Consider the following 2,986-nt stretch of genomic DNA (forward strand, 5'->3'; position numbering starts at 1 on the left):
AAGGACCTGCGGGCTCGCGAGACGGTCTGAGGCGGGGTGACGCCCGCGGCGGGGCGACGCCGCGCGGGTGCGGCGCCGTGTCAGCATCCCTCCGTCCTCCTCGTCCCACTCTTGGCGGTGCGTGTCCCACTTGTGGCGGGTGGCGGCGCCGCTGACCCACCAGAAGTGGGACATAGATGCCGGGTCACGGGCGTCTCGTGCGAGCGCGGCGACTTCGAGGTTGATGCGGGATGCGGTGCGAGCCGCGACCACGTCCGGAAGACGCCGAAGGGCGGGGGCGTTCCGACGCCCCCGCCCTTCGTTGATGTCGCGGTGTTCGTGTCACCGCATCCGCGTCACGGCGTCAGCAGCGCGCCCGTCTGGGCGGCGGCCTCTTCGGCGCGCTTCTCTTCGTCGTCCTTGCCGCGGCGCTCGTCGGCGGCTTCCTGCAGCGCCGACTTCGCCCGCAGCGGCGGGGTGCGGAAGAACAGCGACAGCACGAAGGCGAGCAGCACCACGCCCATCGCGACCCAGTAGACGCTCGTCGCGGAGGAGTTGAATCCGACGAGGAACGGCTTGGTCAGCCGCGCGTCGGCGCCCACGAGGAACGACGTGTCGTCGAGAGTCGACCCGCCGATGGAGGTGTCCTGGTCGCCCGAGCTGAACTGGTCCGTCAGGGTGGTTGCGACGCTGTCCACGAAGGCGGTGCGCTCGGCGGCGTCCGAGAAGTCGAGGCTGACCGATCCGTCGGCGCCGATGCGCGCGACGGGCACCTGCTGCTGGATCTGCGCGGTCGCGGCCGTGATCGCCTGTGCGACGGCGGCCTGCGTGACCTGCGCTTGAGCGGCTGCGGGGATCTGCCCCGCGGCCACCTGCTGCGCCACGGCCTGGGTCGCGGCATCCGTCGCCTGCTGCACACCCTGTTGCACCTGCTGGGTCACGGCATCCGTCGTCTGCTGCACGATCGGGGTGTAGATCGACGACATGATCTTCTCGTTGGCGGGCGCCGACGCCGTCGCCGGGTCGAAGGCGGCGTCCAGCGCGTCGGTCAGGGTCGCGCGGTCGCCGAACGAACCGATGATGTTCGAGGGCATGAGCGTGAACAGCAGCGACAGCAGCACCGCGGTGCCGAGTGTTCCACCGATCTGACGGAAGAAGGTCGAGCCGCTGGTGGCCACACCCATGTCGCGCACACCCACGGAGTTCTGGCTGGCGATCGTGAGCGTCTGCATGAGTTGGCCGAGGCCGAGACCGATGACGAGCATCGCGATGGCGACGTGCCAGTAGGGGCTGTCGTACTTCAGGAACGTCAGCAGGAAGAAGCCGACCGACATCAGCAGCGTGCCGAGGATGGGGAACATGCGGTAGCGGCCCGTGCGCGCGATGAGCTGACCGCTCGCGATGGAGGCGATCATGAGCCCGAGGATCATCGGGAGCATCTCGAACCCGCTCTGCGTGGGAGACGAACCGAGCACGAGCTGCAGGTACAGCGGCAGGGTGAGCATCGCGCCGAACATGCCGAAACCGACGAGCACACCGATGACGGTCGCCATCGAGAACGTCGGCGAGCGGAAGAGCTTGAGCGGGATGAGCGCGTCATCCTTCATCTTCGTCTCAGCGATGACGAAGGCCAGGATGCCAAGGGCTCCCACGACGTAGCAGGCGAGGGCGATGGGCGATCCCCAGCCCCACTCGCGGCCCTGCTCGGCGACGAGGAGCAGCGGGACCAGCGCGACGATCACGGTCGTTGCGCCCCACCAGTCGATGCGCACCGAGTGACGGGGCTGCTTCGGGATGTGCAGGAAGCGCCACACGATCGCCAGAGCCAGGATGCCGATCGGCACGTTGATGAGGAAGACCCAGCGCCAGCCGGTGATGAACAGGATCTCGTTCGCACCGGCGAACAGACCGCCCACGAGAGGGCCGATGACGCTGGAGATGCCGAACACGGCGAGGAAGTACCCCTGGTACTTCGCCCGCTCGCGCGGGGCGAGGATGTCGCCCATGATTGCCAGCGGCATCGACATGAGGCCACCGGCCCCGAGACCCTGGACGGCGCGGAAGGCGGCGAGCTCGACCATCGACGTCGAGAAGCTCGCCAGCACCGATCCGATGATGAAGATCAGGATGGCGATGAGGAAGAGCGGGCGTCGACCGAAGATGTCGGAGAGCTTGCCGTAGATGGGCGTCGAGATCGTCGACACGATCAGGTAGGCCGTGGTGACCCACGCCTGCAGGCTCAGGCCCTGCAGGTCGTCGCCGATCGTGCGGATCGAGGTGCCGACCACGGTCTGGTCGAGGGCGGACAGGAACATGCCGGCCATGAGACCGAAGATCACGAACATGATCATGCGGTGCGTCATGACCGTGTCGGTGGTGCCGGTGCGCGCGCGCCGGCTCTGGGTGATGTCTGACATCGGGTCCTCTTCACGAGAAGGCCTGGCGGACGGCAGGGAAGGCTCGGTCGGGCGCCAGGTGTTTGCTAAAAGTCAAACAAATAGTAGCGCTGTCTGATCGTGTCGGAAACCACCCCTGCGTCGGTGGTCTCTTCGTGCGTCGCTTCGGAGCAGGGGGTCGTTCGAGAACAGGATGAACCCCGCCGCGATCGTCCTGTGCTCGCGCTGTCTCCTGTCCTCGCGTGGCCTCGGATCGCCGTCCGAGCGGAGGGTCACCGCGCGCGTCGCCCGGAGGAGGGGCGAGGCATGCCGAGCAGGCGCCGCGCGGGGCGCGGGGCATGCCGACGCAGAGCGGCAAGAGTGTCGTGCGCGCGGGGCGGGAGGGATGCCGACACAGAGCGGCATCCGAGGACGAAAAAGGCCCCCGTGAAGAGGAGCCTCGCGAGATCGACCGCCACCAGGGCAAAGCAAAACCCCCGCGGATAGAAGCTCCGCGAGGGTTTCTGGGATGACGTAATGATCATCCGTGTGGCTCCGACGGGCGTCGATCCCGTGACTGAAGCGCCCTGGGTCTGATGGAGACTCGCGCTATTTGATTCCCACCAGCTGAT

Annotated in this window: 2 protein-coding genes; both read right to left on the reverse strand. The window is 67.5% G+C overall.

What is annotated here, in order from left to right; all coding sequences use genetic code 11:
- On the reverse strand, positions 1 to 252 hold a 252-nt coding region (locus RWP81_RS15715), incomplete at its 3' end, for a hypothetical protein (RefSeq protein ID WP_314457680.1).
- A gap of 83 nt (positions 253 to 335) precedes the next feature.
- Positions 336 to 2,396 carry an MDR family MFS transporter gene (locus tag RWP81_RS15720; protein WP_314457682.1) on the reverse strand — a complete coding sequence of 687 codons (2,061 nt, stop codon included), beginning with the start codon at positions 2,394 to 2,396 and terminating at the stop codon, positions 336 to 338.
- Between the last annotated feature and the right edge of the window lie 590 nt (positions 2,397 to 2,986).

Source organism: uncultured Microbacterium sp. (genome assembly GCF_963521695.1).
Classification (GTDB): domain Bacteria; phylum Actinomycetota; class Actinomycetes; order Actinomycetales; family Microbacteriaceae; genus Microbacterium.